This window comes from Nitrospira sp. (assembly GCA_029194535.1).
GTDB lineage: Bacteria > Nitrospirota > Nitrospiria > Nitrospirales > Nitrospiraceae > Nitrospira_C.
In genome coordinates this window covers 2192543-2216500 of sequence record JARFXR010000001.1, presented here as the reverse complement: position 1 = coordinate 2216500, position 23958 = coordinate 2192543, and the positions used below count along the sequence as shown (strand labels likewise).

Annotated in this window: 26 protein-coding genes; 14 read left to right on the top strand and 12 right to left on the bottom strand. The window is 60.8% G+C overall.

Going from position 1 to position 23958, the window contains the following annotated elements:
* Positions 1-40: 40 nt before the first annotated feature.
* The 3 genes from P0111_10305 to glgC are packed head-to-tail and all read right to left on the bottom strand — an operon-like array spanning position 41 to position 4174.
* Positions 41-1105: a DEAD/DEAH box helicase gene (locus P0111_10305; GenBank protein MDF0644414.1), complete on the bottom strand. Its 1065-nt coding sequence runs from the start codon at positions 1103-1105 to the stop codon at positions 41-43.
* The gene (locus tag P0111_10300; protein MDF0644413.1) at positions 1102-2961 is read right to left on the bottom strand and encodes a hypothetical protein; all 1860 of its coding nucleotides are present in this window, start codon (positions 2959-2961) and stop codon (positions 1102-1104) included. The genes P0111_10305 and P0111_10300 overlap by 4 nt, the downstream gene beginning before the upstream one ends.
* A complete protein-coding gene (gene glgC, locus P0111_10295) occupies positions 2936-4174 on the bottom strand; it encodes a glucose-1-phosphate adenylyltransferase (protein ID MDF0644412.1) in 1239 nt (412 codons plus the stop codon). Before glgC ends, P0111_10300 begins: the two co-directional genes overlap by 26 nt.
* A gap of 116 nt (positions 4175-4290) precedes the next feature.
* Here glgC and P0111_10290 point away from each other — a divergent pair, with 116 nt between their 5' ends.
* The 9 genes from P0111_10290 to P0111_10250 all read left to right on the top strand — a co-directional run bounded on the left by P0111_10290 (position 4291) and on the right by P0111_10250 (position 14299).
* Positions 4291-4587, top strand: coding sequence for a hypothetical protein (locus tag P0111_10290; protein MDF0644411.1), 297 nt, complete (start codon positions 4291-4293; stop codon positions 4585-4587).
* A 223-nt stretch (positions 4588-4810) separates the two neighbouring features.
* Positions 4811-6142, top strand: a complete 1332-nt coding sequence (locus tag P0111_10285; GenBank protein MDF0644410.1) for a TolC family protein — start codon at positions 4811-4813, stop codon at positions 6140-6142.
* Positions 6139-7350, top strand: a complete 1212-nt coding sequence (locus P0111_10280; protein MDF0644409.1) for an efflux RND transporter periplasmic adaptor subunit — start codon at positions 6139-6141, stop codon at positions 7348-7350. Before P0111_10285 ends, P0111_10280 begins: the two co-directional genes overlap by 4 nt.
* Before the next feature lie 50 nt (positions 7351-7400).
* A complete protein-coding gene (locus tag P0111_10275) occupies positions 7401-10472 on the top strand; it encodes a CusA/CzcA family heavy metal efflux RND transporter (protein ID MDF0644408.1) in 3072 nt (1023 codons plus the stop codon).
* Between the two features lie 21 nt (positions 10473-10493).
* On the top strand, positions 10494-11291 hold the full coding sequence (locus P0111_10270) for a HEAT repeat domain-containing protein (GenBank protein ID MDF0644407.1): 798 nt from the start codon (positions 10494-10496) through the stop codon (positions 11289-11291).
* 94 nt (positions 11292-11385) lie between these two features.
* On the top strand, positions 11386-11916 hold the full coding sequence (gene def / locus P0111_10265; GenBank protein MDF0644406.1) for a peptide deformylase: 531 nt from the start codon (positions 11386-11388) through the stop codon (positions 11914-11916).
* Positions 11917-11971: 55 nt separating this feature from the next.
* Complete coding sequence (locus P0111_10260; protein MDF0644405.1) at positions 11972-13696, top strand: ABC transporter ATP-binding protein; 1725 nt, start codon at positions 11972-11974, stop codon at positions 13694-13696.
* A 163-nt stretch (positions 13697-13859) separates the two neighbouring features.
* Positions 13860-14054, top strand: coding sequence for a hypothetical protein (locus P0111_10255; protein MDF0644404.1), 195 nt, complete (start codon positions 13860-13862; stop codon positions 14052-14054).
* 35 nt (positions 14055-14089) lie between these two features.
* Positions 14090-14299 carry a hypothetical protein gene (locus P0111_10250; GenBank protein ID MDF0644403.1) on the top strand — a complete coding sequence of 70 codons (210 nt, stop codon included), beginning with the start codon at positions 14090-14092 and terminating at the stop codon, positions 14297-14299.
* A 30-nt stretch (positions 14300-14329) separates the two neighbouring features.
* Here the strand turns inward: P0111_10250 and P0111_10245 are convergent, their stop codons facing one another.
* From P0111_10245 to thiS, 9 genes are all read right to left on the bottom strand, one after another.
* A complete protein-coding gene (locus P0111_10245) occupies positions 14330-14656 on the bottom strand; it encodes a hypothetical protein (GenBank protein ID MDF0644402.1) in 327 nt (108 codons plus the stop codon).
* A gap of 144 nt (positions 14657-14800) precedes the next feature.
* The gene (locus P0111_10240) at positions 14801-15316 is read right to left on the bottom strand and encodes a M67 family metallopeptidase (GenBank protein ID MDF0644401.1); all 516 of its coding nucleotides are present in this window, start codon (positions 15314-15316) and stop codon (positions 14801-14803) included.
* Positions 15304-16107 (bottom strand): molybdopterin-synthase adenylyltransferase MoeB, encoded by an 804-nt coding sequence (moeB, locus tag P0111_10235; protein MDF0644400.1) that lies wholly within the window; start codon positions 16105-16107, stop codon positions 15304-15306. Before moeB (P0111_10235) ends, P0111_10240 begins: the two co-directional genes overlap by 13 nt.
* 39 nt (positions 16108-16146) lie before the next feature.
* Positions 16147-16386 carry an NIL domain-containing protein gene (locus P0111_10230; GenBank protein ID MDF0644399.1) on the bottom strand — a complete coding sequence of 80 codons (240 nt, stop codon included), beginning with the start codon at positions 16384-16386 and terminating at the stop codon, positions 16147-16149.
* Positions 16387-16388: 2 nt separating this feature from the next.
* Positions 16389-16661 (bottom strand): MoaD/ThiS family protein, encoded by a 273-nt coding sequence (locus P0111_10225; GenBank protein ID MDF0644398.1) that lies wholly within the window; start codon positions 16659-16661, stop codon positions 16389-16391.
* Positions 16658-17905, bottom strand: a complete 1248-nt coding sequence (gene thrC / locus P0111_10220) for a threonine synthase (protein MDF0644397.1) — start codon at positions 17903-17905, stop codon at positions 16658-16660. Before thrC ends, P0111_10225 begins: the two co-directional genes overlap by 4 nt.
* Positions 17906-17932: 27 nt before the next feature.
* Positions 17933-18745: a molybdopterin-synthase adenylyltransferase MoeB gene (gene moeB / locus P0111_10215; GenBank protein ID MDF0644396.1), complete on the bottom strand. Its 813-nt coding sequence runs from the start codon at positions 18743-18745 to the stop codon at positions 17933-17935.
* Between the two features lie 54 nt (positions 18746-18799).
* The gene (cysK, locus tag P0111_10210; GenBank protein ID MDF0644395.1) at positions 18800-19723 is read right to left on the bottom strand and encodes a cysteine synthase A; all 924 of its coding nucleotides are present in this window, start codon (positions 19721-19723) and stop codon (positions 18800-18802) included.
* Positions 19724-19725: 2 nt separating this feature from the next.
* The gene (thiS, locus tag P0111_10205) at positions 19726-19926 is read right to left on the bottom strand and encodes a sulfur carrier protein ThiS (protein MDF0644394.1); all 201 of its coding nucleotides are present in this window, start codon (positions 19924-19926) and stop codon (positions 19726-19728) included.
* Between the two features lie 315 nt (positions 19927-20241).
* Here thiS and P0111_10200 point away from each other — a divergent pair, with 315 nt between their 5' ends.
* Genes P0111_10200 through P0111_10180 form a run of 5 tightly spaced genes read left to right on the top strand, consistent with a single transcriptional unit; the run spans position 20242 to position 23952 of the window.
* Positions 20242-20619, top strand: a complete 378-nt coding sequence (locus P0111_10200; GenBank protein ID MDF0644393.1) for a hypothetical protein — start codon at positions 20242-20244, stop codon at positions 20617-20619.
* Complete coding sequence (locus P0111_10195) at positions 20616-21182, top strand: phospholipase D-like domain-containing protein (GenBank protein MDF0644392.1); 567 nt, start codon at positions 20616-20618, stop codon at positions 21180-21182. The genes P0111_10200 and P0111_10195 overlap by 4 nt, the downstream gene beginning before the upstream one ends.
* Positions 21183-21188: 6 nt before the next feature.
* A complete protein-coding gene (locus tag P0111_10190) occupies positions 21189-22478 on the top strand; it encodes an NAD(P)/FAD-dependent oxidoreductase (GenBank protein ID MDF0644391.1) in 1290 nt (429 codons plus the stop codon).
* A complete protein-coding gene (locus P0111_10185; GenBank protein ID MDF0644390.1) occupies positions 22475-23218 on the top strand; it encodes a hypothetical protein in 744 nt (247 codons plus the stop codon). Before P0111_10190 ends, P0111_10185 begins: the two co-directional genes overlap by 4 nt.
* On the top strand, positions 23215-23952 hold the full coding sequence (locus P0111_10180) for a TPM domain-containing protein (protein MDF0644389.1): 738 nt from the start codon (positions 23215-23217) through the stop codon (positions 23950-23952). Before P0111_10185 ends, P0111_10180 begins: the two co-directional genes overlap by 4 nt.
* The last annotated feature ends 6 nt before the right edge of the window (positions 23953-23958 follow it).

Genomic DNA, 23958 nt, shown 5'->3' with positions numbered 1-23958 from the left:
AAACGGGGACAGCCGTCAACCGGAAGGGTGGCAGTCCCCGTCAGCGCCGGCGGCCCGACGGCATGGTTTCTTCTTCGTATCTGGCAAAAAGACGTTTGGCTTCGGGATGCCAATGGCCTGCGTGGCCATGGGGAATGCCCAGCGTGGGGAACAACGGGACGAGCTTGCCGTCGGGATGGAGGTAGCCGGCCCGGAGGGGTACGGTTCGTTTACTGTGTTTGATCAGGTGGCAGGGGACCGGACGAATCGACGTGAGCCAATCGGCGATATCTTGTGGGTTGCCGATCGAGGCCGAGAGAAGCAGCAGTCTCGCCTGCGATGGACAAAAGATGATGGTTTCTTCCCACACCACCCCTCGCTCCGGATCGGCGATGTATTGGGATTCGTCCATGATGACGAGCCCGAGTGTGTCGAGCCGCAGGTCGATCTCGCCTCCTGCCGCATCATAGAGGAGGTTGCGCAGGATCTCGGTCGTCATGATCAGTAGGGGCGCCTGACCGTTGTCCCGCCGGTCTCCGGTGAGAATCCCCACTCGATCTGCTCCGAAGATACGGGAGAATTCCGTGAATTTGGTATTGGACAGGGCCTTGAGGGGCGATGTGTAGATGACGGTGCGGTTGTCCTCCATGGCGCGTCTGGCCGCTTCCACCGCCACGTAAGTTTTGCCGCTTCCGGTCGGCACGCTCACGACCACGTCCGTCTGCTGCAACCGCTCCACGGCTTCCACTTGCCACGCGTCCGGCACAAACGGCTGCGGCGGCGGCACGCCGATACCGGAGAGCCACTCTCCCAGCGACGCAGACGGCTCATGCGACTCAGCCTCGTGGTGAGGAGGCTTGTGGCGCGGCGTGTGGTGGCTCTTCCCCTGGGAAGCATGGCGCAGCGGATGTGAGGGTGGGGCTGCCGGCTTCGCCGGCCGCTCGCCGATGAGGGCCATGACGTCCGACTCGAAGCCGGCCCGGTTTTCCGCCGAATGGCGAAGCAGCAGCTCGATCAGACGGCGCTTGCCCAGGCGGAAGTGTCGGTGAACACGGCCGCGGGCCAGGCGATGCAACAGGGCCATCGGTTGCTGTGCGAGCAGTGTTTCGAGTTCGTCAGTCGTCACGGTAATTCTTCCAGCACGCCGCGCCGCAGCGCGGCGATCGCCTTGGACGCGCAGTCTGCCAACTCCGGATGCGTGTCCTTGAGTCCGTGCAGCTGCGAGAGAAACTCCAACGTTCTGGCGAGGAGCCGGTAGATGTCTCCCTCGGCCATGGTTGTCATCTTGCAGAGGCCGATCCATGTGAGGTTCGGATCGCCGATCCACCGCTCCGTCACCGCCGCGATGTCTGCGCGCAAGAGCGGCGCCTCTTCATAGGGAGCGAGGGATTCGGCGAGTTTTCGAACCTGACCTAATAATGAGCCTAGCCCCGAGCTGATTCTCGGGAACAGGCCGGGCCGGTCGTCGTCGTGCGCAATGCTCGACATAACCGCCGCCAGGAGCGGCGGATCCCCGCCGGTGAAGGCCTCCGCGCGAATCAGCTCGGTGATGAGGAGCGAATGGTCGATGCGGATGAGGCGGGCCCATTCGCCCGCTTCCGTCAGTTGCGCCGTGGCGGTGAGATACCCGAACTTCTGCAGCACTTCGATCCGCTCCTGAAACCGATGCCACAGGCTCGTGCGCAGCGCTTGAATCGACTTCATGTGCCGCTGCTGTTCCTGTCGCAACTTGGAAGCGTTCGCGTAGTCCTTTTGGCAGGCGGACCGCGAAGGACAGGTCGGGCAGGAAAAGTCACCCAACGTTTGCACGATCGAGTCGGGGATCGGCTCATCATCTTTCGAGACGAGAATCGGCAGGATCGGCAGCCTGCCGGGGAGATCCTTCATGCTGTCCAGCAGGAGATCGAAACTCTCGGCCGTGCACCAGGGATAGGACGGAGACTCCCGGCATTCCAACACCCGGTCGAAGACGTCGGTGACGACGGCGGCGGGACATTCCGTGACGGCCCCGTCAGGACGGAGCACCGTGACCATGGCGCTCTTCTGGCCCTTGCTCCGATACTGCCGCAGGACGACGCCGCGAGTCTTGGATAATCCCACCACCCGGCCGGGACTCAGAAAGTGGAACCGTGCCGTCACCTCCGGCGGCTCGTGCCGTTGGATCATCGGACGATGATGCCGCTGCCGGCGGACCTGATCGAACATGTGCCATTGGGAGATCCAATCGGTGCACACACGCGGGCCGTAGGGCTCCATCTGCCGGTGCACGTCGTCCAGCTTCTGCTCGATCGCCTCGGCTCGTTGGTTCAACTGAAATTGCGCAAAGCTCTTGGCGAGGATGGACTGCATCTGATCGAGCGGGTGGGCCTTGAGCAAATTGAGGACCATCGGATAGGTGATGACGAATTGGCTGTTGATCGCCTCCGGATGACCGGTGAACCCTTTGGTGAGCACACCCAGGTCGATGTAGGGCGACGGCGTCACGATGGCGAACCCGACAAGGTCCTTGCCGCGGCGGCCGGCCCGTCCGGCGATCTGCTGGACCTCTCCGATCGTCAGGTCGGTGAAGTCACGCGCCTTGCGGATGCTGGACTGCGTGATGATCACCGTGCGGGCGGGAAAGTCCACGCCGGCCGCCAGGGTCGTGGTGGCGAACACGGCGTCCAGGCAACCGTGTCGCATGAGCTCCTCCACGGCAATTTTCCACGAGGGAAGGTGGCCGGCATGATGGGCCGCGACGCCGATGCGCTGTACCGTGGGGATCAACGGGTGTTCCGCGATGCTGGGATATTGAGTGATGACCTGTTCCAGCACCTTGGCGATAGCGTCCTGGCGGGCGGGAGGCAAGAGCGCTTCGGTGTGGTCGAAGGCCTGCATCGCCTCGTCGCAGGCGCGGCGAGATGTCAAAAACACGATGGCGGGCGTCAGGTGTTTCTGTCTGAGGGCCGTGATGAGGTCAACCGGATGAATCGACGGAGGCATGCAGCTTCATTCCCTTGGAGATCACGACGAGCCCGGATTCCGTGACCGTGAATCGCTGGGCGTCCGCTTCGCGGTCGTAGCCGATCTCCGTTTTCGCCGGAATGACGACGTCCTTGTCGATGATGGCGCGACGAATCCGGCTGTGCTCACCGATTTCGACATTCTCCATGATCACGGAGTCGCGGACGTCGGCATGGTCCTGAATCCGGACGTTCGGAGACAGCACGCTGTTCTGAACGCGACCGCCGGAGATGATGCAGCCGCCGCAGACGACCGAGTCCAGCGCCACGCCCATGCGGCCGCCCTGGTAGTCCTGGGCGAAGACGAATTTGGCCGGAGGAAACTGACCCTGATAGGTGCGAATCGGCCACTGCTGGTCGTACAGATTGAAGAGCGGGTCTACGGCGACCAGGTCGAGGTTGGCTTCCCAATAGGCGTCGAGAGTTCCGATATCGCGCCAGTACTTGACCGCCTTCCGGTTGGCGTCCTGAAACTTGAAGGCATAGACCTTTCTATTGGCAAGCATGCGGGGGATGATGTTTTTCCCGAAATCGTGCGCGCTGCCTTCCTTAGCGTCGGCGATCAACTCTTCACGCAGGCTCTTGGTGCGGAACAGGTAGATGCCCATCGAGCCGAACGCCACGTTCGGATCGTTCGGAATGGGAATCGGATTCGTGGGTTTTTCATCGAAGCGCGTGACCCGGTAATCTTCGTTCACCGCCATCACGCCGAACCGGCCGGCCTCCTGAATAGGAATGTCGATGGCTCCGACCACCACGTCCGCGTCCTTCGCGACCAGCCAGTGAAACATCTCCATGTAGTTCATCTTATAGATGTGGTCGCCGGCCAAGATGAGCACATATTCGGACTGTTCGCCTTCCAGGAGGAAGAGATTCTGATACACCGCGTCGGCGGTGCCCCGGTACCACTCTTCGCTGATGCGCTGTTGCGGCGGGATCGATGCGATGTATTCGCCCAACTCGGCGTTCAGCACATCCCATCCGATCCGAATGTGGCGGTCGAGAGAATGAGACTTGTACTGAATCAGCACCGCGACGCGGCGCAAGCCGGAATTCAAACAATTGCTGAGGGTGAAGTCGATGATGCGATATTTCCCGCCGAACGGGACGGCCGGCTTGGCCCGATGTTCCGTCAAGGGTTGCAGCCGTTCTCCCTTCCCTCCGGCAAGCACCATCGTGAAGATGCTGTTCATGGGCCGATTGTAGCAGGACGCTCGACCAAGATGAAACCGAATTCGTTGACATCCGGCCACGAGCGGTTGATACTACCGCTCGTCAAGACGTGAGCGGATCGGGCAAAGGAGCTGACATGAAGCAGGATGTCGTGATTTCATCCCTCGGAAAGCGGGCCACGACGGCCGGCGGCAAACAATCGGAGGCCGCTTCCTTACAGAACGCGCTCTGGCGGCTGGAACGGCTGGAAGCGCAGATGCAGAAACTCTCGGAACTGGTGCGTGATCATGCGGAAGACGTCGATCGGCTCGTCCGAATCGTGGCGGAAGACCGCAATGCGATCCGCCGTCAATTGCTGAGAAAGCATCACGAACAGGTCAGAGTCAGAAAACACCTGCGATCGGCCAATGCCAAGGCCGGCGTTGACGAATGACAGCCGACCCCGTTCCGGGGCGGTACCCCCTCCATCCGACAGAGGTCTCTACTCTTCAAGGCCGCCGAGCAGTCTGTCCATGCCGAGTCTAACCGTCGGTTTCTTCAGAGGTTCTTTGCATCGTGCGATGGACACGGTATAATGCCTTATTTTTCAAGGGATGAGCAGCACCCAGGAGCATCATAATAGTCTGCATTGACGGGTCCCTGCCAGGAGACGGTTCGTGTCCGTTGCACCTCTTCGACGACGGTTTCTATCCTGGATTCTTCTCGGTTTCAGCCTCCTGACCATCAGTTACTCCACGACCACTGCGGCACAGCCTGCCTCACCATCTCTACCAGGGCCGCCCTCGCCGTCGGAGCCTCCTGCGGTCATCCGGCTGAGTCTCAACGAAGCGCTCGCGCTGTTCATCAAGCAGAACCTGTCCGTTCTGATCACCAAGTACGGCATCGACTACAACAAGGGCCAGCAGATTACGGCCGCGCTCTTCCCCAACCCCGTGGCCTTCATCGGCACCCTGAGCTCCTACACGCAGGGATTCAACCTGAACAACAGCGGGCAGCTCGCCATGATCGTGCAACAGTTGTTCGAGCTGGCCGGCAAACGCGGCTATCGCATCGAGAGCGCCGCGTTCGGAACCCAATCGGCGGAAGCCGCGTTCGAGGATGCTGTGCGCCAGCTGGGGTTCACGGTCAAGGATACGTACTACCGTATCCAATTGGCGCAACGCCGGCTCAATCTGGCCGAGGAGAACCGCGACCGATTCGCCCGCATCCTCGACATCAATACGATTCGCTTCAAGAAGGGGTACATCGCGGAAGTGGACTTGATCCGGATCCGGCTGCAGATGGTCGATTTTCAGTCTCAGGTCATCCAGTCCCTGCAGGAGGCCGAGGTGGCGCGCGGCGATCTGCGGCAACTCTTGAGGCTCTCCCCGAAGACGACCATGGAGTTGACCACCGACATGGACTTCCGGCGTATCGATCCGGACATCAACAAGCTCCGGGTGACCGCGATCGACCTGCGACCCGACGTCAAGGCCAAGCGGTTCGCCCAGTCGCAACGGGAGTCCGACCTCCGACTGGCCAAGGCCTATCGAGTTCCCGATGTCACCGTCGGCGCCGGCTATGAGATTCAAGGATCGCGGGGTCCGGACAATCCCCAGCAATGGGTGCTGAATTTCGGGATCCCCATTCCCCTGTTCAACCGGAATCAAGGCGGCATCCAGCAGGCGGAGGTCGCAGTCCAAACCGCAGAAGCGGACTTGAATAAAACGGTAAATCAGGTGGAAAATGAGGTCGAAGTCGCCTATCGAAACTTGATTCAAAGCCGCCGGCTTGTCGAAGCATTTGTCGGCGGCATTCTCGACGACGCCCGATCGACCTTGACGATCGTCGAACGTGCGTATGAACGGGGAGGGGCCACCATTCTCGATCTACTCGATGCAGCACGCACCTCCCGCACCATTCAACAAAATTACATCGAGGCCCTTTTTACCTATCAACACAATCTGTTCCAATTGGAAAGCGCGGTGGGTCAGGAGATCCGCTCGTGAAGCGGAAGGTTCAGGTTGAGGTTCAGAATCGGATGAGTTCGAAGGAACTTGTCCGGTCTCTCCTCAGGGGCACGTCCTTACCCTTAACCTCAACCTTAACCTTAGCCTTCTTCCTGCTGTCCGCCTGCGGCCGCGCAGACCAGCCGCCTCATTCCAACGCCGCCACTCCGAAAACCGTCACGCAGCCGGCGGATTCAAGACCACGGGTCGAAATCGGCACCGTCGAAATGGGATCCGGCGAGCACGACCTGACGCTGTCGGGGAAGGTCGCCTACGGGGAGGACCGCTATTCCCGCATTTCCTCGCCGCTGCAGGGACGGGTGGTCGAGGTTCGCGCGCACCTCGGGGATCACGTCAAGGCCGGAGATGTCGTGCTGGTGGTGGACAGCCCCGACATCGCCCAGGCCTATTCAGAATACGTCAAGGAAGATTCGGATCTTCAATACGCGATCCGGGCGCATGAACTGGCGAAAGACCTCTACGAGAACAAGGCCCTGCCGCTGAAGGATCTCAAGCTGAGCGAGAACCAGCTGGTCAAGGCCCGTGCCGAGTTCCGTCGAGCTAAAGAGCGCCTGTTGTCCCTCAAGATTCCCCAGGAAGAGCTGAACAAGCCGTTGGACAAACAGAAGATCACCTCGCGGTTCGAACTGAAGAGCCCGTTGGCCGGCGTCGTCGTCGAACGCGCCGTCACGCCGGGTCAGTCCGTCGGCGGCGACCCGGGCCAAGTCCTCTTCACGGTGGCCGATCTGGCCATGTTGCAGGTAGTGGCGGACGTCTACGAGCGTGACCTGGCTCTGGTCAAGGAGGGACAGTACGCCAAGGTGATCGTCGAAGCCTATCCGGGCATCGCCTTCCCGGCTACGGTCGCGGCCATCGGCGACGTCGTCGATCCGACCACCAGAACCATCAAAGTGCGCGCCTGGGTGAACAACCAGGAGAACAAACTCAAGCCGGAAATGTTCGCCCGTCTGGTTCTGCGCGTGGGCGGCACAACCCCGCTCCTGACGATTCCCAGAGAAGCGGTTCTCGAGGACGAGGGCAAGCAGTTCGTCTACCTCGTAGAAGGGGACGACCGGTACGTGAAACGGGAAGTGACCGTCATGCCGATCTCGCCCGACCAGGTTCGCGTCGTCGAGGGTTTGACCTCCGGGCAGCGGATCGTCATCAAGGGCGCGGTCCTCATCAAGGGACAACAAGCCAAAGGATAGTCGATCTTGCCGCCAGCCTCTCGCTCTTCATCGGACAGACGCTCCGCCCCATGATCGCCCGCATTGTCGAAATCTCTCTGGTCCAACGGTTCCTGCTGTGCACGTTGGGCTTGGCCCTTCTCTTCGGCGGCCTCTACGCCTTTCATCTTCTCGACATCGTGGCCTATCCGGACCCGTCTCCTCCCATGGTCGAGCTGATCACTCAGAATCCGGGCTGGTCGGCCGAAGAAATCGAACGGCAGATCACGATTCCGATCGAGGTTGCGCTGACCGGCATGCCGGGTCTCAAGGACGTCCGGTCCCTCTCGATCTTCGGCTTGAGCGACATCAAGGTTTACTTCGACTTCGGGACGGACATTTTCCGCGACCGGCAGGAGGTGCTGAACCGGCTGATGTCGGTGCAACTCCCGAACGGAGTGCAACCGAGCCTGTCGCCCTGGTGGGCCATCGCGGAAATCTATCGATACGAGATGACCGGTTCGGGCGCGACCTCGCTGACGGATCTCAAGACGATTCAGGACTGGCAGGTGCGCCGCGAGTTCCGGCGCATCCCCGGCGTGATCGACGTGACGGCCTTCGGCGGGACGACGAAGGAATACCACATCGACATCGATCCGGGAAAACTGATCTCCTACGGCGTGAGTCTCTCCCAGGTCATGCACGCCCTCGCCAACAGCAACGCCAACGTCGGAGGCAATTATCTGACGGTCGGTTCACAAAACTACAATATTCGAGGCCTCGGACTCATCGACGATCTCAAAGACATCGAAAACGTCATGGTGACGTCCAAGGACGGGACGCCGGTGTTCGTGAAATCGCTCGGCACCGTATCCGTGGGCCATCGCGTGCGCCTCGGGAAAGTCGGCATCGACGATCGGGACGACGTCGTGGAAGGCGTGGTGCTGCTCCAACGCGGCTACAAAGCCCTGCCGGTCCTCGACAGCGTCCGAGCCAAGGTGCAGGACTTGAATTCCTGGAAACTGCCGGCAGGGGTGAAGGTCACGACGTTTTACGACCGGACGGCGCTGATCCATACGACCGTCGAGACCGTAACGGATATTCTCGTCAGCGGCATGGTGCTGGTGTTCCTGATTCTCTTCGTCTTCCTAGGGCATTTCCGCGCGGCCCTGATCGTCGCCCTGACCATCCCCCTCTCGCTCCTGTTCACGTTCAGCATGATGGTCCTGGTCGGCCAATCGGCCAATCTCATCTCGCTCGGCTCCATCGACTTCGGCATCATCGTGGACGCGACCCTCATCATGGTCGAAAGCATCTTCTTTCATCTGGCGCATGCGAAGACTCAGAACCTCACGGTCAACCAACAGATCGTACGCGCCGCGCGCCAGGTCGGGCGGCCCATCTTCTTCTCGACGGCGATCATCGTCGTGGCCTTCATTCCGCTGTTCACGATGACGGGAGTCCCCGGCAAGATCTTCGCGCCCATGTCCGTGACATATGGATTCGCCTTGGTCGGGGCCTTGATCATGGCCTTTACCCTTGCGCCCGTCCTCTGTTCGTTTCTGTTGCAGGGACCGCTCAGCGAAGAGGATACGGCGGTCGTGCGAGTGGTCCGGCGGCTGTATCACCGCATTCTCGGCTTCTCCCTCGACCATCGCCTGCCGGTCCTGGGCGTGGCGGCGGGCCTGCTGTTCCTGACCTTTGTGGCGCTACGATCGCTCGGCGGGGAGTTCATGCCGGCTCTGGAGGAAGGCAACCTCTGGGTACGGGCGACGATGCCGGTGGACATCTCCTTTCAACAGGCCGCCCGCCTGGCCGGCGACATCCGGGGAATGTTTCGCGACTCGCCGGAGGTGACGACGGTCGTCTCGCAGCTGGGCCGGCCGGACGACGGGACGGATCCGACCAGCTTCTTCAACGCGGAGTTCCTGGCCAATTTGAAGCCGAAGAAGGAATGGCGCTCCGGCCTGGACAAGGACGGATTGATCCAGGAAATCGAAGGCCGCCTGCACAAGATCCCGGGGGTCATCTTCAACTTTTCCCAGGTCATCCAGGACAACGTCGAAGAAGCCATGTCGGGGGTCAAGGGAGAAAACTCGATCAAGCTCTTCGGCCGCGACCTCAAAACCTTGGAATCCAAGGCGGTGGAAATCGAGAGCGTCATGAAGGAGGTCAAGGGCGTGAAGGATCTCGGCATCTTCCGGCTCGTCGGCCAGCCGAACCTCTTGATCCAAGTGGACCGCGAAACCAGCGCGCGATACGGCCTGCAGGTGGCGGACGTCAATGCCGTGGTGCAGGCGGCGGTCGGCGGCCAGGCGGTCACGCAGGTCTTTGAAGGCGAGCGCCTGATCGACCTGGTGGTGCGGTTCATGCCGGAGTTCCGCCAAGACGTCGAGTCCATCAGCAACATCCTTGTGAGCACACCGGACGGCGCGCGGATCCCGTTGAAGCAACTGGCCACGATCACCTCTCAGACGGGGGCCTTCATCATCTATCGGGAAAACAACGAGCGCTACATTCCCATCAAATTCAGCGTACGCGAGCGCGATTTGCAAAGCACGGTGGAAGAAGCCCAGGCGAGATTGGGGAAGGAAGTGACGCTGCCGGAGCGGTATCGCATGGAATGGGCCGGACAGTACGATCAGCTGAAAGACGAGCAGACACGACTGTTGACCATCGTGCCGGTCAGTCTGGTGATCATTCTGTTCCTGCTGTATACGACGTTCGACTCGTTGAGAAATGCGTTGCTGGTGCTCGCGACGGTGCCCTTTGCCCTGGTCGGCGGCGTGCTCTCGCTGGTGTTGACGCAGACTCACTTCAGTATTTCGGCGGCCGTCGGGGTGATCTCCACCCTCGGCGTGGCGATCCTCGGCGGCGTGTTGTTGATTTCACGCATCGAGGAATTTCGCATGACCGGCGTGAGTCTTCGGGAAGCGGTCATCAAAGGGGCCGACGTACAGATGCGGCCGATCCTCATGGCCACCTTGGGAGCCGCCATCGGATTGCTGCCGGCGGCCCTGGCGACGGGGATCGGCTCCCAGGCCCAGAAGCCGCTGGCCCGCGTGGTGGTCGGCGGGATGCTGACCGCGGCGTTTTTGATTTTGGTCGTGTTACCGGTATTATATGAGTTGGTCCATCGACGATGGAACGATCCGGACGAATGATCTCTGACGAAAGGGGAACCAGTGCGCACCAGAGTACGTAACGTCATCACCCGAGCGACTGTAGCAGCTTGTCTTACCGCACCGCTGGCGGCATTCGCCCTCGACCGGCCCGCGCCGATCCCGGCGCAGATGCCCTATGAGATGCCTCCGACGACCCAGCACGCGCCGGCCGAGACCGTTCCGCAAAATACCAAGCCGTTGAGCCAGGAAGAACTGCAGCGGGCCGAAGCCTTGCTGCCGCTGCTGGAGGGAAAACAGGAATTCTGGGCCATGGGCGAGTTCGTGCATCTGGGCGAGCCGGCGGTGCCGGTGCTCGTGAAGGCGCTCACGATGCCGGGTCCCAGAATCCGATACAACGCGATCGAAACCCTGTCCATGCTGAAGGCGCCGGCCGCCGTCCCGGCGTTGATCACGACCGCCAAGGATCCGAACGAGATTCCCCGCGTACGCGAGCATGCGCTCCGCGTGTCGATTCGACTGGACCCGTCCAAAACTCCCGAAGCGGTTCAGGTCATGTCGAAGGACCCCAATTCGTCGATTCGGAAGACCGCCGCATTCGAGGCCCGGTATGTGAGGGACAAGGCGATCATCCCGATCCTGATCGATATGATTGCCGACGATGAACGCTTCGTGGGGCTGTCGGCCGTGCAGTCTCTCTGGATTCTGACGCGCCACGAAACCGAATTTCACGACTGGGAGACCTCGACCAAAGAGGATCGAACACAATGGACCGGGGAATGGACCGAATGGTGGAACATTGAAAAAGACTCGTTCCAGCTTCCCGAGCCGAGGCGTCGTTCCGCGCCCCAACCGGGGTGAGACGCGCCTTGCGACAACGAAAATCGCTATGTTATATGTGAAGATCCGACGCGTGGTGTTCCGTGTACAGTGACGAAAGGACGTCCGCCGGCCTATGGCAGTGCTTCCCATCGCAAAACTCGGCAATCCGATCCTGCGCAAGGTCGCAGTTCCGGTAGATGTCCGCGAGATCCACACCAAGGAATTCCAGCAACTGATCGACGACATGCTCGAGACCATGCTGGATGAGCCCGGCATCGGTTTGGCTGCGCCACAAGTTTCCCATTCGATCCAACTGGTCGTAATGGGATGCGAAGGGGACGGTGGATTTCCTGAGACGGCCTTGATCAATCCCAAGATCGTCTATTACGGCCCGCAGCAAGCAGAAAACTGGGAAGGTTGCCTGAGCGTCGACGGTCTGCGGGGCAAAGTCGTCAGGCCCTCGGTCATCCGTGTCCAAGCCTTGGACCGCGACGGCAAGTCGGTTGACATCGAAGCGGATGGGCTGTATGCCGTCTGCATCCAGCATGAAAGCGACCATCTCATCGGCAAACTGTTCCTGGATCGGATGACGGACCTGTCCACGCTCACTCAACTGACGGAATTCGACAAGTACTGGCGGAAGGAACCGACTCCGGTCATCTGAACGATCCGTCCCTTGCCCTTGGCCTTCGTCTTGGCCTTGGCTCTGGCAAATCGTTGTGAAATCCCTCTTGCGTGTCTTACAGTATCTGCGGCCCCACCGCGGCCTGGCGGCCGCCACGCTGCTGTGCGCCTTGTGCGCCACCGCCATGGAATTGGTGCCTCCGTGGATCGTCAAGATCGTCATCGACGACGTGATTCAGGCCAAGCAGGAAGCGCTCCTTCCCTGGGCGCTCGCCGGGCTCGTAATCGCCTATATCGGCAAGAACGTGTTTGCCTCCCTGCGGATCCGATTGAACAACACCCTGGAACAGACCGTCGTGCACGAACTCCGCAGTGAGGTCTTCGCCGCGGTCCAGCGGCTGTCACTCACGTACTTCGAGAATCGCTCGACCGGCGAAATCATGTCGCGCGTGACGAACGACACCGAGCATGTGGAACGCATCTTCATCGACGGAGTGGAAGCGGCGCTTACGGCCTCGCTGACGCTGATCGGCATCACGATCATGCTCTTCGCGCTGAACTGGAAGCTGGCGGTGCTGTCGCTGGTGCCGATTCCCTTCCTCATGTGGGCGGCCGGCCGATTCACCACGAAGGTCCACGGGTTTTACCATGATATCCGCCAAGGCGCGGCCGAGATCAGCGGATACATTCAGGACGCCCTCTCCGGTATCCGGGAGACCATGGGATTCGGCAGACAGGCGCACGAACAAGAGCGGTTCGACCGTCTGAGCCGGGCCTATAGCAGCGCCAACCTCAAGGCGATGTACCTATGGTCTCTCTATTCGCCCGGCATGATTCTCGTGGGAAGCCTCGGCGCCGTGCTCATTCTCTGGTACGGAGCGGGGGAGGTCTCGGCCGGACGATTGACCCTCGGCGAGCTGGTGCTCTTCCTCTCGTATCTGAGCTTATTCTACGTCCCGATCAATCAGATTCATTCCGTGAACCATCTGCTGCAGCATGCCCTGGCGGCCAGCGATCGGGTCTTCGAGGTGCTGGATACGAAGCCCGACGTGGCCGATGCGCCGGGTGCGTCGGCTCCGGCGGGCAAGGCGCGCGGGGAGGTGCGGTTCGATCGCGTCGAGTTTCGGTACCGGCCGGAGGTGCCGGTTCTGGACGGGTTGTCCGTCTCGGTCTCGGCCGGGGAACGAATCGCGTTGGTCGGGCCCAGCGGCGCCGGCAAGAGCACCTTGCTCAAGCTGCTGATGCGGTTCTACGACGTCACAGGCGGGGCGGTGTTGATCGACGACCAGGACGTCAGGGACGTGCCGCTCGAGTATCTGCGCCGCCAAATCGGCTACGTTCAGCAGGAGCCCTTCCTCTTTAACGGCACCGTACGGGAGAATATTCTGTACGGCGATTTGGCGGCGGCCGATGAGCGCATCGAGGCGGCGGCACGGGCCGCGCGAGCCCATGACTTCATCCTCGACCTTCCAGAGGGGTACGAAACCAGAATCGGAGAGCGAGGCGTGAAGCTCTCGGTCGGTCAAAAACAGCGGGTGTCGATCGCCAGGGTGCTGCTCAAGAATCCGCCGATCGTGATCTTCGACGAGGCCACCTCGAATATCGATACCGAAACAGAAGTGAAGATCCGCGAAGCCTTGAACGAATTGACCAAGGGACGGACCACCTTCATCATCGCGCATCGGCTGACGACCCTCCATGACGTGGATCGGATCTTGGTGATCGAGAAGGGGCGGCTTGTGGAGCAGGGGACTCACGATCGGCTCATGGCGGAGGGCGGAGTCTACGCCGGACTGTACGAAGCGCAGTTCCAGACGTAGCCCGTATTATTCATGAAAGCTTCTACTGCAACTGCACGGGTGCCCGTTCCGGTTTGAACGGGGACAGACACCACGCGCCCGCCTGCCGAAGCCATGCGGCGGACAGGCAGACGCGGGGAAGGGTGTCAGTCCCCAGACACAAGCCGACGCAACAGGAAGAAATATGGTCTTGATCTACGAAAATGATCCGCTGGATAATGAACATGCCCGAGGGCGGTTTTATCACGTCTGTCGAGGGCGCGTAGACCGCACGGAACTTTCGATCCCACCGGTCGACCAGCCACACGAATGCCCCGCCTGCGGCATCGATTTGGAAGCGGAAGATTTCTTCGTGGCCATGCAGAAGGGGTCGGTGTGAAGGGGAAGCGAAACCGTTAGGGGGATCACGAAGCGATGGCAGGGAGCATCGGGCGCAAAACCGTATCAGTCACGCGGGGATTGATGATGCTCTGCGACAGCTGTCACAGCCAGGTCTTGATCGAGAGGCTGGTGGATCACAAGAACTTCGTCGCGGACCATGAGGCCCTGTTCGATACGATCTGTATGGGCTGCACGGACATCAATCGTCCGTTGATCGACGACATGCTGGGAAGTTCGGAATAGGAATAGTCGACGCTCCCGCCGACTCGCCCGCTAGCTGCAGCTCTTTCCGTCGAAGTACATACAGGTCGACTCCCCGGACTTCACCTTCCATGTCCTGATCAGCGGCGCCTTTCCGTCACCTCTCATCTCTACCACAAAATCGACGAGCCCCGAGATCGGCAACTTTTCCATGTGAGGCCATCCCGCTTCGGGCACCTCGATCCAGAACACCGACCCCAGCGTCGAAATGAGGATACGATGATTTTCGGGCTCAAGGTTGATGACCGGACTGTAGAAACTCTTCTCCTCGGCCAGCCCGGTGCCGTGCAGGATGAGGATCAGAAACCCGGCGAGATGAATCGTACGCATCAACGGCATCACGATCGCTCCTTCCAATGAGAGGACATGATAAGCCGGCATTATCGCACCTGAGTCTCGAGAAGGAAACCGGAAATTCGGCGATTCGAGACGGTAGATTGCCGGGACTCTCCGGTGTGTGCCGCCGGCCTGTTGAGACGATCGTCAGGGGGAGGGGGAGAGCACGGCCGGGGTGACGCGCCCCCGCGTGATCCAATAGGCGCGGATGTCCGGATGAGCCTTATCTTGCAGTGAAATCAACAGATACAGGGGGAGCGCGAGGTTCAGGCGCGCCCAGTTCTCTTCCCAGTCCTCGGCGATTTTGATGTCCGTGACGGACGGCCTGGCTGGATCATGGGGATGGGAGTGATAGACCGCTTGGAGCGTCAGACCGCTGTTCCTGATGTCCTTGACGGCCTGGAACATCTCTCGCGCATCCATGATGAAGGCGATCTCGGCGCGTTCTTCCGGAGAGAGCCGGGACAGGTGTCGGACTTTGGCTTCGTCGAAGGCGGCGGCATCGGCGGCGCCTTCGAGGCCGACGACATTCTTGATGCGGTACATGCGGCTGACGGTCTTCCCCGTCCCGGCCAGAAACCCGCAGCATTCATAGGGGTCCAGCGTTCGCGCATGCTCCACGAGTTCGTCGAGGATAGGCTGGGGAACGGTTAAATCGTGCACGTGACCGTGTAGTCCGTGCTCAGATCCGTAATGGAAGGGCTGGGACCGCAGAGGCGGCAGGCCGGATCCTTGGGGCGCCCGACCTTGCGAAATTTCATTTCAAGCGCGTCATAGATCAGCAGGCGGTCGGCGATGGTCTCACCGATGCCGAGGATCTCCTTGATCGCTTCGGACGCCTGCAGCACGCCCATGGTGCCGGCCAAGACACCGAGCACCCCGGCTTCCTGACAATTCGGCACCAAACCGGCGGGCGGCGGTTCCGGATACAGACATCGGTAGCAGGGGTAGCCGGCATGCGGCTTGATCGTCGTCAGCTGACCCTCGAAACGGAACATGCTGGCGGAGATCAACGTTTTCTTGGCGAAAAAGCAGGCGTCGTTCACCAAAAATCGCGTCGCGAAATTATCAGACCCGTCCAGCACGATATCGTATTCCTTGATCAGCGGCAGGATGTTGTCGGCGTCGACGAGCTGATGATACGTCTTGATCGAGATCTCCGGATTGATCGCCGCCAAAGTGTTCCGGCCGGACTCGACTTTGGGCTGCCCGAGACTGGCGGTGGAATGAAGGATCTGTCGCTGGAGATTGGAAAGATCGACCACGTCGCCGTCCACCAGTCCGATCGTCCCGATTCCGGCGGCGGCCAGATAGAGGGCGGCCGGTGAGCCAAGGCCTCCGGCGCCGATCAACAGCACCTTGGCGCCGGCGAGCTTGAGTTGCCCTTTTCCTCCGACCTCTTGAAGAATGATATGCCGGCTATACCGTTGGACTTGCTGTTCGGTCAGTTCCATGATTGATCGCATCTGCCTGGTGAATCGTGACGCCAGAAATCATTCCACGACGTTCAACTCGATCGGATCGACGACGACGCCTTTTTTGCGAAGCCCGTCGACCGCGCGTTCGATCTCGGCGGTCTCGCCGGTCAGCTCGAGGTCCATCCACCCGGTCGTTTCACGGACATCGGCGCGCCGGACGTTCGTGATCACTTTGAACTCCCGGCCGATCTGATAGATGACCGGTTCCTTAATCTTCTCTTCCGGAAAACGGATATGAAAGCGCATGTTGGACATGGTCAACCTCCCGCGATGGCGGGCACGATGGACACTTCGTCGCCGTCGTTCAGCGACGTCTCTTTCCCCTTGAGAAACCGGATATCCTCTTCGTTGACGTAGATGTTGACGAACCGCCGCAGCTCGCCGGTTTCATCGCAGAGTCGGTCTTTTAGGCCCGGGTGGGCCTGATTCAGCGTGTCGATCATGGCCGCGATGTTGCCGGCCTGCGCCTCGACCTCACTTTTGCCCTTCGTCAACGGACGGAGCGGAGTCGGAATGCGAACCTTAATCATGCGTCACCACCATTTTTCCCCATCTTGAACGTCTTTTCAAAAGCCACCAAACTCGGAGAAATCCGAACCGGCCGGCCCACGGCGTCGATCACGGCTTCCTGGGTCTTGAGACCGTTGCCGGTAATATAGGCCACCGTCACGTCGGACTTCTTGATCGTGCCCTGTTTGACGAGCTTTCGCAGGACCCCGATCGTGACGCCGCCCGCCGTCTCGGCGAAAATACCTTCGGTCTGGGCCAGCAGCTTGATGCCGTCCACCACTTCCTCGTCGGACACCATGTCCATGGCGCCTTTGCTTTCCGCCGTGGCTTTCAAGGCGTAGTAGCCGTCGGCCGGGTTGCCGATCGCCAGCGACTTGGCGATCGTCTTGGGTTTCACCGGTTTGAAAAAGTCCCGTCCGGCCTTGAATGCCGTCGAAATCGGCGAGCAGCCTTCCGCTTGAGCCCCGTTGATCCTGGTCCGGACCTCGTCGATGAGCCCGAGCGCCTTCATCTCATGGAGCCCCTTCCAAATCTTGGTCAGGAGCGAGCCCGAGGCCATCGGAATCACGACCTGGTCCGGCGTGCGCCAGCCGAGCTGTTCCACCGTTTCGAAGGCCAGCGTTTTCGACCCTTCCGCATAATACGGACGGATGTTGATGTTGACGAAGGCCCAGCCGTGTTCACCGGCGATTTCGCTGCACAGCCGGTTGACATCGTCGTAGTTACCCTCGATCTCGACCACATTCGGCTTGTAGATCAGGTTCCCGAGCACCTTGGCCGCTTCCAAATCGCCGGGGATGAAGACATAGCAACGCATGCCGGCCGCGGCGGCATGGGCCGCCACCGAGTTTGCAAGATTGCCGGTCGACGCGCAGGCCACGGTTTCGAAGCCCAGCTCGCGCGCGCGCGTCAACGCGACCGCGACGACGCGATCCTTGAACGACAGGGTGGGGTGATTCACCGTGTCGTTCTTGATGTACAGCTCGTCCAGCCCGAGATAGGCTCCGAGATTCTTCGCCCGCACCAACGGCGTGAAGCCCGCATGAGACCCGAGGAAGGCGGGGCCTTCCACCGGCAGCAAATCGGCATAACGCCACATGCTGCGCGGTCCCGCCTCGATCTTCTGCCGCGACACGGTCTTCTTGATCTCGTCGTAGTTGTATTTCACTTCGAGCGGACCGAAGCACATCTCGCAGACGTGGATCGCTTTGGTCGGATACTCCTTGCCGCACTCGCGGCACGTCAACGCTTTCATCTTGGCCATCGTGACACCACCTTCGACATTGTGTGGTTACGGTCGAACCGCACAGCCCGCGAACGGATCCCCCTCGTCGGACAATTCCGTGATCGTCGGATGCTCGCCGCACAAGGCGCACGCGGGATTGCGCTTCACCTTGATCTCCCTGAACTGCGTCTTGCGCGCATCGAAATCGAGCAGGCGATCGGTCAACGGGCGACCGATGCCCAACACGAGTTTCAGCGCCTCCGTCGCTTGAATCGTACCGATCACGCCGGCCAGCACGCCGATGACGCCGGCCTCTTGGCAAGAGGCCACCAACCCGGGCGGCGGAGGATTCTTGAACACGCAACGGTAACAGGCGGATTTTCGCGGCACGATGGTCGTGACGCGCCCATCGAAGCGCAGAATCCCCCCGTGCACCAACGGTTTATCGGCAAAGAAACAGGCGTCGTTGATCAGGAACTTCGCCGTAAAGTTGTCCACGCCGTCGATCACCACGTCGTAGTCTTGGAAAATCTTGGCGGCATTGCCCGCCGTCAACCGCTCCTCGTACATCGTCACGGCCACGTCGGGATTGAGGCCTTGGATCTTTTCCTTTCCCGACAGGACCTTGGGGCGTCCGATATCGGGCGTATGGTGCAGAATCTGGCGCTGGAGGTTCGTGACGTCCACCACGTCGCTGTCGACCAGCCCCAGCCTGCCGACTCCCGCCGCCGCCAGATAGAGGGCCGCTGGCGATCCGAGGCCGCCGGCGCCGACCAGGAGAATCCGCGCCTTGGCGAGTTTCTTCTGACCCTTCCCGCCAACCTCCGGCAGAAGAATGTGGCGGCTGTATCGGTTGATTTGTTCTTCGGTGAATTCCATGTCTCGCTCGTCGTGCGTGAAGCGCCAGAATCCGGACGAGAGCCGCTTCACACGTCAGATATTGAAGTACTTTTCAATGCTGATATAGCGCTCACCCGTGTCGCACAGAATCGTCACCACGTTCTTCCCCGGTCCCAGTTCTTCCGCAATCTTCTGTGCGGCGAAGACATTGGCGCCGGCCGAAATCCCGACCAGGATCCCTTCCTGCTTGGAGATCCGCTTGGCCGTTTGGTAGGCTTCGTCGTCCGTCACCGTCGTGACGCGGTCGATTACCTTCCGGTTCAGCACCTTGGGAATGAACCCCGCTCCGATTCCTTGGATCTTATGCGGACCCGGTTCTCCACCGGACAGAACAGGGGAGCCGGCCGGTTCGACGGCGACGACTTGGACGTTCGGATTATGCTCCTTGAACACCTCTCCACACCCGGTGATCGTGCCCCCCGTCCCCACAGCCGCGACAAAAGCGTCGATCTTTCCGTCCATCGCCTCGAGAATCTCCGGAGCCGTCGTCATGCGATGCATGGCTGGATTCGCCGGATTCGAAAATTGATCCGGCATGAAATACGACGGATTCTGTGCGAGTAAACTTTCCGCTTCACGAATCGACCCCTTCATGCCTTCCCAGGCCGGAGTCAGCACCAACTGGGCTCCATACGACGACAACAGGCTTGCACGCTCCATGCTCATGCTCTCCGGCATGACGAGAATGAGCTTGTACCCCCGGACCGCAGAGATGAGAGCCAATCCGATGCCCGTATTGCCGCTCGTCGGCTCGACGATCGTACCGCCGGGCTTGAGCTTGCCTTGCCGTTCCGCCTCGTTGATCATATTGAGGCAGATTCGATCCTTGACGCTGCCGCCCGGGTTGAAAAACTCGACCTTGCCGTAGATGGTCGCGCTGCCGGGCTTGCTCAGCCGGTTCAGGCGCACGAGCGGCGTGTGCCCGATCGCCTCGGTGATCTCTTTGTGCAGGGGCATGATCAGCAACCGCCCCCCATATAGAACAGGAACTCGAGTCGGTCGCCTTCCTTCAGCATCGTCGTGGCCAGTTGAGCGCGCTCGATCATGGCGTCGTTGACCTCTACGGCCACCATCTGGGGCTCAATCTTTTTGGCTTGCAGCAAGTCCAAGACCGTTCCCCCGAATATCTCTTCGACCTTGCCGTTGATCTTGACCTGCATGAAAGCTCCTAACTTGGCCCAGGGATTAAAGAATTCAGACAGGTTAACAAACTGCCAGCACGAAAGTCAACGGAACGGGAGCCCACGGTAGCGGATCGGTTTCCTGTTGCGTCATGCCTGCGCAGACGGGCAACCACTGCGGGATCATGACTCGCTGCGGAGGAGTAGGCCTTGACTGGATTCCCGCTTCCGCGGGAGGGACAGACGTCGGTGCTGCCGATGGCGAACCGACCCACGACCGAGGGCATAAGGCCGTTGCTTGACATTGCCACGGATGCACCGCCACTATGCACGACTTCGAGAGAGGAGTGCGGTATGTGGAAACGCAATTTCATGTTCCGGGCGAGCGACGCAACACCGCTCAGGGAATCCGAGAATGAACTGTTCCATGAGACCGACCCGGCCATGGACAGCGCCGGTCTCCAATTAGAGAAGTTTTTGTCGGTTTGGATTCAGGGCGACGGCGAAGATGATGCCCCGTCGGCGTACACCAACATGTATGTGAGGACCGCGACGTTGGATTTCCAGCGTCGAGTCGGGTTTTTGCAGCCGCTCCAGGGACGCACGCATCAGATCAAGCAATTGTTGACACCGGGCCAGAAGCAATTCCTGCGGGAATGGCTCTCGAGCAACGCTCCCCACGCGTGGGCCACGACCGACGACCACTTCAAGCTGCTGTTCGAAAACGAATGAACGGCCGCCCGGCTTCCAGTCTCAACCGGAACAGATGTGTCCTTGCGGTCTGTCTGCTGTGGGTTCTGCACGGCGCGCTCGACGGTCAGGCCGCCGGCGCCACCATCGAGATCTACTATGCTCCGGAAGAAGCTCCGCTCGACAGGGTCGTGTCGCTGTATGACCAAGCCAGACGCTACATCTATGTGTCGGTCTACGGATTCACCTCGCCCCGCGCGGCGGAAGGGCTGGTGGCGGCCAGGAAACGGGGAGTCGACGTGCGGCTGATTACGGACCAGGAGCGCGCGCTCGACGTCAAGCAGCGGAGGGCGCTCCGCATCCTTCGCCTTGCGGGCATTCCCATCCGCGTCAATCGACACGACGGGCTGATGCATTTGAAACAGGTCGTGATCGACGACGCCGTCAACACGTCCGGCTCCATGAATCATACGACGAGCGGGAACCGATACAACGACGAACGGCTCGACGTTGTCACGGATCACGCGACGACGGTCAAGGCCCGTGAAAAATTCCTGGCGATGTGGAACGATCGGGAACGGTTCGAACCCTGGGTTGAGGAATGACGGGCCATGGCCGAGCAGGTTGAAGAAACCGATGTGGCCGTAGTGGGAGCCGGCGGGGGAGGGGCGGTCCTCGCCCTGGCCCTGGCACAGAAGGGGATCCGCACCGTCGTCGTGGATCAGGCGCCGGGACCGCCGCAGGGTCTCCGGGGCGAGATCCTGCAACCGAACGGGCAGGCGGTGTTGGACCGGCTCGGCGTCCTGCAATCGTTACCGGCCGAGGCCACCAGGTCCGTGCGGCATTTCCATTTCTGCCGCGCGGGCGGCCGACGACTCTGCACGGTCGACTACGGCGATTTGCCGGCGCCCTTCAACCGCGCCATCGTCACGCTTCCGAACGTGGCGCACCATGCCATCGTCGCGGCCGTCGAACGACAGCCCAGCGTCAGTCTCCGATACCGGACGTCCTTTGCCGGCATCCTGTCGAAGGATACCCGTGTCACCGGCCTGAGATGCGAAGGTCCCGACGGGGCGCGGACCATCAGCGCGAAGGTCGTCGTCGGCGCCGACGGGGCGTTTTCGAAAGTGCGCGAGGCGCTGGCGATTCCGGCCTCGGTGCATGTCTACCGCGAAGGCTATCTGATCGCCATCATCGAGACCGAGCAGGAACTCACGGATTCGTTCTACTACGTCGGACACCGACAAATTCTGGGCATGTTTCCCGCCGCAGGCAAAAAGGTTTACCTGTTTTACATGATTCCGGGCGGGTCGATCGACGCCGTGAAACAGCGCGGGATTCCGGCGTTGCAGCAGACGTGGAGCGCCATCGCCCCGAATTTTGCCGCTTTGTTCAACGGGCTGACCGACTGGAATCAAACCGCCTACATGCCGACGGGACGGGTGACGACGCCGACCTGGGTCCGAAACGGAGCCGTCCTCATCGGCGATGCGGCTCATGCGATGAACCCGCATGCCTCGCAGGGGCGGATGCAGGCCATGGTCGACGCCATGACCCTGGCCGACCTGCTTCCGGATTGTCTCCGCGACGACGACTGTTCGTCGCAGCGCCTGCGCGCCTACGAGATCGCGCGCCGACCTCAGGTCACCATGCTGCAGCGGCTGGCCGACCAGCAAGTCTTCTACTGGAACACCGGCAATCCCGCCATCGCCTTTCTGCGGGACCGCGTGTTCCGGACGTTGGACAAAAACGCGCGCCTGCGGTATCAAGTTCTTTCGACGACCGCCGGCCTCCGGACGACGGAACCGTTCACGCTCCTCGATCGCGTCATCGCCGCGGGTTTTCTTCCGGATTTTCGCGCTGGTCATCCCCCGGCCATCCCCCACAACGGAGGACCATGAGCGAACGCGTCATCGAGGGACTGCCGGACGACACGCAACGGATCGTGCAGAGCTACGCCAAGGACGTCAAGCAGGCCTTCGGCGAGAGGGTAGAAGGCCTGCTCATCTACGGGAGCGCCGTCCGCGGCGAATTCCTTCCTGGCCGTTCAAATCTCAATATGCTGCTCCTGATGACCTCCTACGACGCGGCGATGCTTCGAGCCTATGCACCGCTGCACAAACGCTGGAGCAAAGAACAAATCGTCGTGCCGCTGTTCCTCGCGGAGCAGGAACTGAACGGCCTCTCGGCGCTCTTTCCCCTAGAGTTTCTGGAAATTCAGGACTGCCATCGCGTGCTGGGGGGGCGCGATCCGTTCGTCGGCTATCACATCAACAGGGACCGCCTCGGCGATCAGGTTCTCCAAGGATTTGTCGGCCATGTGCTTCGCCTCCGCCAGCGTTTTGCCGAGGCGGGCGGCGCCGACGATGCGGTGACCATTCTGTTGCCGCTGTCCGTGACGTCCGTCATTCCGCTCCTCAGGGGACTTCAGCGGCTGCTGAACCGGCCGGTCTCGACACATTCGGACGCCGCCATCTCGGACATGGCCGAACACTTCAAGATCGATTTGCAAGGACTGCGCGACGCCCTGGCGCTCAAACGCGGGCAGATCACTCCAGGGCGGAGTGAAGTTCCACGCCTGTTCGATCGCTACCTCCACGCCGTCTCGATCCTGTCCGCCACCGCGCTCACGCTGCGATGATGCACAAGCTTCTCCTGATCCTGGCTGCGCTCATGCTGCTCCTTGGAACGGCCTCGGGGTCGACCTCGGCCCGCCCCTATGACCGGCCGACGGTCAAACTGCCGGATCCGATGGGCTATGTCAGCGATCACGCCCAAATTCTGGATGCAGATTGGAAAGCGAGAATCCGATCGGTCTGCCAGGACCTCGAGCGAAAGACCGGTGTGGAGATGGTCGTCGTGACCGTTCCGACGATCAAGCCATTCGGCTCGGCCAACGAATACGCCGGCGCGCTGTACGAAAAATGGGGCATCGGCTCGACCCAGCAGGAACACGGTATTCTCGTTCTCCTGGCCGTCGACGAGCGGCAGGCGGCCATGACACTCGGAAGGCAGATGTTGCCGGTCATTACGCCCGCTGTGATGAACCATGTCGGCAGCGAGTATCTCCATCCGGCTGTGGAACGGGGACATTTTGACGAAGGACTCTACCGAACCGTGGTCGCGCTGGCGTCCGCCTCCCAAGAGGTCAGAACCGGAGCCCTCTCCAAAACGCATTACCGCAAATTGGGTATTTGGATCACGATTCTGACGAGTCTCGGCGCGTTGCTGTTTCTCTGGTGGATCAGTCGGCCGGATCTTCGGCATCCGTATCGACGGATCAGGAAAGCAGAATATTGGGGAACAGGACAGGGCGGATTCGGCGGCAACTGGGGTGGGTTCGGAGGAGGAACGAGTGGAGAGGGATATACCTAGACGCCA

Excerpts from the sequence above, each read along its gene's own strand:
- P0111_10245 (MDF0644402.1), bottom strand. The coding sequence starts at position 14,656 with ATGCCGTTGATGCGTACGATTCATCTCGCCGGGTTTCTGATCCTCATC.
- P0111_10250 (MDF0644403.1), top strand. The coding sequence starts at position 14,090 with ATGGCAGGGAGCATCGGGCGCAAAACCGTATCAGTCACGCGGGGATTG.
- P0111_10225 (MDF0644398.1), bottom strand. The coding sequence starts at position 16,661 with ATGATTAAGGTTCGCATTCCGACTCCGCTCCGTCCGTTGACGAAGGGC.
- P0111_10300 (MDF0644413.1), bottom strand. The coding sequence starts at position 2,961 with ATGCCTCCGTCGATTCATCCGGTTGACCTCATCACGGCCCTCAGACAG.
- thiS (MDF0644394.1), bottom strand. The coding sequence starts at position 19,926 with ATGCAGGTCAAGATCAACGGCAAGGTCGAAGAGATATTCGGGGGAACG.
- def (MDF0644406.1), top strand. The coding sequence starts at position 11,386 with ATGGCAGTGCTTCCCATCGCAAAACTCGGCAATCCGATCCTGCGCAAG.
- P0111_10200 (MDF0644393.1), top strand. The coding sequence starts at position 20,242 with ATGTGGAAACGCAATTTCATGTTCCGGGCGAGCGACGCAACACCGCTC.
- P0111_10290 (MDF0644411.1), top strand. The coding sequence starts at position 4,291 with ATGAAGCAGGATGTCGTGATTTCATCCCTCGGAAAGCGGGCCACGACG.
- glgC (MDF0644412.1), bottom strand. The coding sequence starts at position 4,174 with ATGAACAGCATCTTCACGATGGTGCTTGCCGGAGGGAAGGGAGAACGG.
- P0111_10230 (MDF0644399.1), bottom strand. The coding sequence starts at position 16,386 with ATGTCCAACATGCGCTTTCATATCCGTTTTCCGGAAGAGAAGATTAAG.
- P0111_10195 (MDF0644392.1), top strand. The coding sequence starts at position 20,616 with ATGAACGGCCGCCCGGCTTCCAGTCTCAACCGGAACAGATGTGTCCTT.
- P0111_10255 (MDF0644404.1), top strand. The coding sequence starts at position 13,860 with ATGGTCTTGATCTACGAAAATGATCCGCTGGATAATGAACATGCCCGA.
- cysK (MDF0644395.1), bottom strand. The coding sequence starts at position 19,723 with ATGCCCCTGCACAAAGAGATCACCGAGGCGATCGGGCACACGCCGCTC.
- P0111_10185 (MDF0644390.1), top strand. The coding sequence starts at position 22,475 with ATGAGCGAACGCGTCATCGAGGGACTGCCGGACGACACGCAACGGATC.
- P0111_10190 (MDF0644391.1), top strand. The coding sequence starts at position 21,189 with ATGGCCGAGCAGGTTGAAGAAACCGATGTGGCCGTAGTGGGAGCCGGC.
- P0111_10180 (MDF0644389.1), top strand. The coding sequence starts at position 23,215 with ATGATGCACAAGCTTCTCCTGATCCTGGCTGCGCTCATGCTGCTCCTT.
- moeB (MDF0644400.1), bottom strand. The coding sequence starts at position 16,107 with ATGGAACTGACCGAACAGCAAGTCCAACGGTATAGCCGGCATATCATT.
- thrC (MDF0644397.1), bottom strand. The coding sequence starts at position 17,905 with ATGGCCAAGATGAAAGCGTTGACGTGCCGCGAGTGCGGCAAGGAGTAT.
- moeB (MDF0644396.1), bottom strand. The coding sequence starts at position 18,745 with ATGGAATTCACCGAAGAACAAATCAACCGATACAGCCGCCACATTCTT.
- P0111_10275 (MDF0644408.1), top strand. The coding sequence starts at position 7,401 with ATGATCGCCCGCATTGTCGAAATCTCTCTGGTCCAACGGTTCCTGCTG.